The organism is Frateuria sp. Soil773 (assembly GCF_001428405.1).
Taxonomy (GTDB): Bacteria; Pseudomonadota; Gammaproteobacteria; order Xanthomonadales; family Rhodanobacteraceae; genus LMSL01.
This window is the reverse complement of record NZ_LMSL01000039.1, coordinates 427,802-434,671: the sequence shown is the minus strand read 5'-3', so window position 1 is coordinate 434,671 and position 6,870 is coordinate 427,802. Positions and strand designations below refer to the sequence as shown.

At 70.0% G+C, this 6,870-nt stretch carries 5 protein-coding genes; 4 read left to right on the top strand and 1 reads right to left on the bottom strand.

The annotated features are described in order from the left end of the window. Positions 1-432: 432 nt before the first annotated feature. Positions 433-696, bottom strand: coding sequence for a 30S ribosomal protein S20 (rpsT, locus tag ASG87_RS13865; RefSeq protein WP_056006201.1), 264 nt, complete (start codon positions 694-696; stop codon positions 433-435). A 275-nt stretch (positions 697-971) separates the two neighbouring features. Between rpsT and murJ the strand changes: the two genes are divergently transcribed. From murJ to ASG87_RS21005, 4 genes are all read left to right on the top strand, one after another. Beyond that, entirely contained in the window at positions 972-2,564 is a 1,593-nt protein-coding gene (murJ, locus tag ASG87_RS13860; RefSeq protein WP_200949120.1) for a murein biosynthesis integral membrane protein MurJ, read from the top strand. A 55-nt stretch (positions 2,565-2,619) separates the two neighbouring features. Continuing rightward, positions 2,620-3,573: a bifunctional riboflavin kinase/FAD synthetase gene (locus ASG87_RS13855; RefSeq protein WP_056006195.1), complete on the top strand. Its 954-nt coding sequence runs from the start codon at positions 2,620-2,622 to the stop codon at positions 3,571-3,573. Positions 3,574-3,806: 233 nt separating this feature from the next. Continuing rightward, positions 3,807-6,668 (top strand): isoleucine--tRNA ligase, encoded by a 2,862-nt coding sequence (ileS, locus tag ASG87_RS13850; protein WP_056006192.1) that lies wholly within the window; start codon positions 3,807-3,809, stop codon positions 6,666-6,668. Positions 6,669-6,680: 12 nt separating this feature from the next. Beyond that, positions 6,681-6,870: hypothetical protein (locus tag ASG87_RS21005; protein ID WP_235499650.1), on the top strand; the 190-nt coding region annotated here is incomplete at its 3' end.

Below are 6,870 nucleotides of genomic sequence, written 5' to 3'. Positions count from 1 at the left end.
GGTCAAGCAGGAGGCGCTTTTCAACAGCCGAAGGGCTGGTCATCCAGCGACTTTCCCTTCCCCTAGAACCTGGCGGCACGGGATCCTAGCCTGACCACCCCGCGGCCGTTGAGAGCCGCCGGGATGACGTTTTTGGGGGACGCCCTGGGAGATTTTGAACAAGTTCTAAGGCGTCTGCGGCCCTGCGGGCGGGTATGCGCAGGGCAGCTCCGTTGGTGCCCAGGACGGGCCTGGTGATCGGGGCTGTGAGGCGCGTCCGGCGACCGCTCATGGAGCCGCCGGCGCGGCCGGCCGAAAGCGCGGGCAGGGCGAATACCATCCATCGGCATTCCCGCCGCCACCATGCCTCGGCCTCGCATTCTGTGCGCGGGCCGGACACGAAAAAGCCGGCTTGCGCCGGCTTTTTCATACAACCCAAATCGCGTCGCCGGCTTATGCCAGTTCGCGGATCTTGGCGTTCAGGCGGCTCTTGTGGCGGGCAGCCTTGTTCTTGTGGATCAGGCCGCGGGCGGCGTAGCGGTCCATGACCGGCTGCGCGGCGGCGAACGCGGCGACGGCGCCAGCCTTGTCCTTGGCCTCGATGGCCTTGACGACCTTCTTGAGGGCGGTGCGCACCATGGAGCGGGCGCTGACGTTGCGCAGGCGGCGCTGCTCGGACTGGCGCGCGCGCTTCTTCGCGGACTTGATGTTGGCCAAGGTAGAACTCCGGAATAGCTTGGGTTGGAAAAAAGACGTGCAATTATGCGGGCAATGCCCTGTTGCGTCAACCGCTTGGCCGCTCCGTGCAGGGGCGGCCGGGCGTGTCGGACGGGTGCCCGCCGCGCACGGGCGGAAACGGGATCGCCATTGTGCCACAGCACGGCTGTCAACTTGCCCTTGCCGGCTGCCAAACTAGCCGTCCGCGCGCCGCCGTCGAGGCCGGCGCGGTCCATTGCCAGAAGGTCGTCGCCAGGCGCATGAAGCCACCCAGCATGTTCCGCGGGCTGCTCTCGTTCAGCAGCATGACGATGGTATCGCGCGTGCTCGGCCTGGTCCGGGACATGTCGATCAATGCGGCGTTCGGCGCCAACGCGGCCACCGACGCATTCTGGGTGGCGTTCCGCATCCCCAACTTCATGCGCCGGCTGTTCGCCGAGGGCTCGTTCTCCACCGCCTTCGTGCCGGTGTTCACCGAGGTGAAGGAGAAGAGCAGCCATGCCGACCTGAAGGACCTGATGGCGCGGGTGTCGGGCACGCTCGGCGGCGTGCTGCTGGTGGTCAGCGCGCTGGGCATCGTGTTCGCGCCCGAGGTCACCGCCCTGTTCTCGCCCGGGGCGATCGGCGAGCCGGGCAAGTTCGGGCTGACCGTGCAGTTGCTGCGGCTGACCTTCCCGTTCCTGCTGTTCGTGTCGCTGACCGCGCTGGCCGGCGGCGCGTTGAACAGCTTCCACCGCTTCGCCCTGCCGGCGCTGACGCCGGTGATCCTCAACCTGTGCATGATCGCCGGCGCGCTGTGGCTGGCGCCCCGGCTGCACACGCCGATCCTGGCGATGGGCTGGGCGATCCTCGCCGCCGGCATCCTGCAACTGCTGTTCCAACTGCCGGCGCTGCGCGGGCTGGACCTGCTGGCGCTGCCGCGCTGGGGCTGGGGCCATCCGCAGGTGCGCCGGATCATGCGGCTGATGGTGCCCACCCTGTTCGGCTCGTCGGTGGCGCAGATCAACCTGCTGCTGGACACGGTGGTCGCCTCGCTGCTGGTCGCCGGCTCGCAGAGCTGGCTGTCGCAGGCGGACCGCTTCCTGGAGCTGCCGCTGGGCGTGTTCGGCGTGGCGCTGGGAACGGTGATCCTGCCGGCGCTGTCGCGCCACCACGTGGCGACCGACCGCATCGGCTTCTCGCGGGCGCTGGACTGGGGGCTGCGCACCACCTTGCTGATCGCGGTGCCGGCGATGCTCGGCCTGCTGCTGCTGGCCGAGCCGCTGGTGGCGACGCTGTTCCAGCACGGGCACTTCCGCCCGTTCGACACGCGGATGGCGACGTTGTCGGTTTCCGCGCTGAGCTTCGGCCTGCCGGCGTTCGCCCTGGTCAAGGTGCTGCTGCCGGCCTTCTACGCGCGGCAGGACACGCGCACGCCGGTACGCGCGGGCGTGGCCGCGCTGGTGTCCAACATGGCGTTGAACGCGCTGTTCCTGGCGCTGCTGTTCCTGCTGTGGGCATCGCCCGCGCAGAGGCAGGGCTCCTGGCTGGCGGGGCTGGCGGCGATCCCGGGCCTGCACATGGCGCTGGGCCTGGCCAGCGCGGTGGCCAGCTACGTCAACCTCGGCCTGCTCTGGCGCTGGCTGAAGCGCGCCGGCGTCTACGAGCGCCAGCCGGGCTGGGGGCGCCACCTGCTGCGGCTGGCGCTGGCATGCGCGGCGATGGTCGCGGTGCTGCTGCTGGGGCGCTGGCTGTGGACGGACTGGACCGCGGTCGCGGTGCCGACCCGGGTGTGGCGCCTGGCCGTGCTGGTGGCGGCCGGCGGCGCGAGCTACCTGGCGGTGCTGTTCGCCGCCGGCTTCCGGCTGGGCGAGTTGAAGGGGGCGTGAGGCCGCTTCGCCGCGCAGGGGGCAGGGCGGCCTTTCCAGCCGCTATACTCGGCGGATGATGAGACTTTCCCGGGACGTCGCGGGGCCGTGCCTGGCTCCCGGCGGCAGCGTGATCGCGGTCGGCGCCTTCGACGGCCTGCACCTCGGCCACCAGGCATTGCTGGCCGAGGTGCGCGAGCGCGCGGCGGCGCTCGGCCATGCGCCGATGGTGGTGAGTTTCGAGCCGCTGCCGCGGGCGTATTTCTCGAAGGAGCCGGTGCCACGGCTGTCCGGCGTGCGCGAGAAGCTGCGCGGTTTCGAGGCGGCCGGCATGGCCCACGCGCTGCTGCTGCGCTTCAACGCCGCGCTGACCGCGATGTCGGCCGAGGATTTCGTGCGGCGCGTGCTGGTCGAGCGGCTGGCGGTGCGCGAGGTCTGGGTGGGCGGCGACTTCCGTTTCGGCCACAAGCGGGCCGGCGACGTCGCCCTGCTCGAACGGATGGGCGAGCAATGCGGTTTCGCGGCATGCACGATGCCCCCGGTCCTGCTCGACGGCAGCCGCGTCTCGGCCAGCCGCGTGCGCACGCTGCTGGCCGCCGGCGAGTTCGCCGGCGCCGCCGTCCTGCTGGGCCGCCCGTTCGTGATCGAGGGCAAGGTGGAGTACGGCAACCAGCTTGGCCGCACGCTCGGTTTTCCCACGGCCAACATCCACCTGCGCGAGCGGACCAGCCCGGTGCACGGCATCTTCGCGGTGCGCGTGGGCCTGGGCGAGGGCGAGTGCAGTTGGCCCGGCGTGGCCAGCCTGGGCGTGCGCCCGACCGTGAACCAGGTGGCCGAGCCGCTGCTGGAAGTGCACCTGTTCGACTTCGACGGCGACCTGTATGGCCAGCGCATGGCGGTGGAGTTCGTCGGCAAGCTGCGCGACGAGCAGAAATTCGACGGACTGGACGCATTGAAGGCGCAGATGGATGATGATGCGCGTTCGGCCCGCGAGATCCTGGGCATGAACCCCGTATTGATCCGGGCATGACCGGTCCGCACATGAAGGCGAACGACATGAGTGCAGCACGACGTCATCCAGTCCACGGCGCGAACGCGGCCGCGGCGATCATTATTATTTGAAGCCACCGCCGAGGCGCGTGCGCTTGCCGCCGCGCGCGGCAGGCAGTTGGCACGGCGCCTCGGTTGCCCGGTCGGGCATCGAGGCGGGAACGAACCGGTGATGCCGTCGCGGTGACGGCTCCCACAGACGGCGCCCGAGCGATGACCCAGGACTACAAGAGCACGATCAACCTGCCGCAGACGGATTTCCCGATGCGCGGCGACCTGCCCAGGCGCGAGCCGGGCTGGCTGGCCGAGTGGGAGCGGGTCGACCGCTATGCGCAGATCCAGCGCGAGACCGCCGGCCGCGACAAGGTGTTCGTGCTGCACGACGGCCCGCCGTACGCGAACGGCGCGATCCACATCGGCCACGCGGTCAACAAGATCCTCAAGGACATGACGGTCAAGTCCAAGCTGCTGGCCGGCCATCGCGCGCCGTACGTGCCGGGCTGGGACTGCCATGGCCTGCCGATCGAGATCGCGGTGGAAAAGAAGTTCGGCAAGCCGGGCGACAAGCTCGATGCGCGCGCCTTCCGCCAGAAGTGCCGTGAGTACGCGGCCGAGCAGATCGACGAGCAGCGCGGCGGCTTCCGCCGGCTCGGCGTGCTGGGCGACTGGCAGCAACCGTACCGCACCATGGATTTCCGCTACGAGGCCGACATGGTCCGCGCGCTGGCGCGCATCGTCGCCAATGGCCACGTGGTACGCGGCGCCAAGCCGGTGTACTGGTGCTTCGACTGCGGCTCGGCGCTGGCCGAGGCGGAGATCGAATACGGCGATAAGCAGTCGCCGGCGGTCGACGTGGCCTACGACGCGGTGGACGCCAAGGCGCTGGCCGCGATCTTCGGCGTGGACGCGGGCGACGCCATCGTGGCCGTGCCGATCTGGACCACCACGCCGTGGACGCTGCCGGAAAGCCAGGCGGTGGCGCTGGGCGCGGAGCTGGAGTACGCGCTGGTCGAAGGCCCCTCGCGCGATGGCAGGCGCGTTCTGCTGGTGGTTGCCGCCGCACTGGCGGGGAAGGCGCTGGCGCGTTACGGCATCGAGTCGCCCGAGATGCTCGGCCATGCCGTCGGCGCCGCGCTGGACGACACGATGCTGCGCCACCCGTTCTACGACCGCGAGCTGCCGGTCATCCTCGGCGAGCACGTCAGCGCCGAGGACGGCACCGGCGCGGTGCATACCTCGCCCGACCACGGCGTGGAAGACTTCGTGGCGGCCCGCGAGCACGGCATCGGCCTGCTCAACTACATCGGCGCGCGCGGCGCCTACCGCGAGGACACGCCGAAGGCCGGCGACCTCGACCTGGCCGGCATGCACATCTGGAAGGCCAACGACGCCATCGTCGAGCTGCTGCGCGCGAGCGGCTCGCTGCTGGCGCACGCGAGGATCGAGCACAGCTACCCGAACTGCTGGCGGCACAAGACGCCGGTGATCTTCCGTGCCACGCCGCAGTGGTTCATCGGCATGGAGCAGGCGCAGTTGCGCGACACCGCGCTGACCTCGATCAAGTCGGTGCGCTGGGTGCCGGGCTGGGGCGAGGAGCGCATCGCCGGCATGGTGGCCGGACGCCCGGACTGGTGCATCAGCCGCCAGCGCACCTGGGGCGTGCCGATCGCGCTGTTCGTGCACAAGGCCACGCAGGAGCCGCATCCGGACTCGGTCGCGCTGATGGAGCAGGTGGCGAAGAAGGTGGAGCAGGGCGGTATCGACGCGTGGTACGAGCTCGACGCGGCCGAACTGCTCGGCGACCAGGCGCAGGACTACGAGAAAGTCACCGACGTGCTCGATGTCTGGTTCGATTCGGGCGTCACCCACTACGGCGTGATCGGCCAGCGGCCGGAGCTGCAGCAGGGCACGGCCAGCCACTACAAGGTGATGTACCTGGAAGGCTCCGACCAGCACCGCGGCTGGTTCCAGTCCTCGTTGCTCACCTCGGCGGCGATCCACGGGCGCGCGCCGTACGACGACGTGCTCACCCACGGCTTCACCGTGGATGCCTCGGGCCGCAAGATGTCCAAGTCGCTGGGCAACGTGGTGGCGCCGCAAAAGGTGATGGACACGCTCGGCGCCGACGTGCTGCGGCTGTGGGTGGCCTCGGCCGACTACCGCAACGAGATGACCGTCTCCGACGAGATCCTCAAGCGCGTCTCCGACAGCTACCGGCGCATCCGCAACACCGCGCGCTTCCTGCTCGGCAACCTCGACGGCTTCGATCCGGCCAAGCATCTGGTCGAGGTGGAAGACAGCCTGCTGCTCGACCAGTGGGCGGTGCAGCAGGCCTACGACGTGCAGCAGGCGGTGGTGGCCGCCTACGAGCGCTACGACTTCCCCGAGATCGTCGCGCGCGTGCAGAACTTCTGCACCAACGAACTGGGCGCGCTGTACCTCGACATCACCAAGGACCGGCTGTACACGATGCCGACCGACAGCCACGGCCGGCGCAGCGCGCAGAGCGCGATGTACCGCATCGCCGAGGCGCTGGTGCGCTGGCTGGCGCCGATCCTCAGCTTCACCGCCGAGGAGGTGTGGCAGGCGCTGCCGGGCGAGCGCGGCGAGAGCGTGCTGTTCGAGACCTGGTACGAAGGACTGGCCGCCACCCAGGGCTCGCCCGAACAGCGGCGCTGGTGGGCCGACCTGCTGGCGATCCGCGACAGCGCCGCGCGCGTGCTGGAAGGCATGCGCAAGGCCGAAAGGATCGGCGCGGCGCTGGAGGCGAAGCTGGCGATCCACGCCGACGAGGCCACGGTGGCGCGCTACGCGCCGGCGATCGACGAACTGCGCTTTTTCTTCATCACCTCCGACGTGCGCCTGGACAAGGCCGGCGGCCAGCCGGAGGACGCCGTGCTGACCGAGCTGGAAGGCGCCGATGTGTGGACCTCGGCCACGGTCAGCGAGGCCGCCAAGTGCGTGCGCTGCTGGCACCGCCGCGAGGACGTCGGCAGCCATGCCGCGCACCCGGAACTGTGCGGGCGCTGCGTGAGCAATGTGGAAGGTCCCGGCGAGACGCGGCGCTGGTTCTGACGGATGGCACCGATGGCCCGCGACGAACTGCCCGTGGAAGCGGTTCATGCGGCGCGCTCCGCCTGCATGGCGGAGCGCGTAACCGCATTCCCTCCGGGCACAGCGCGCCGGCTGTTGCGATCTGGCCGCGCCGCGTCGCTCGCCACCCGCCAATCCGGCATAGGCTGGGATCCGGTGGCTTGCATGTTCCAGAGCCCGAAGT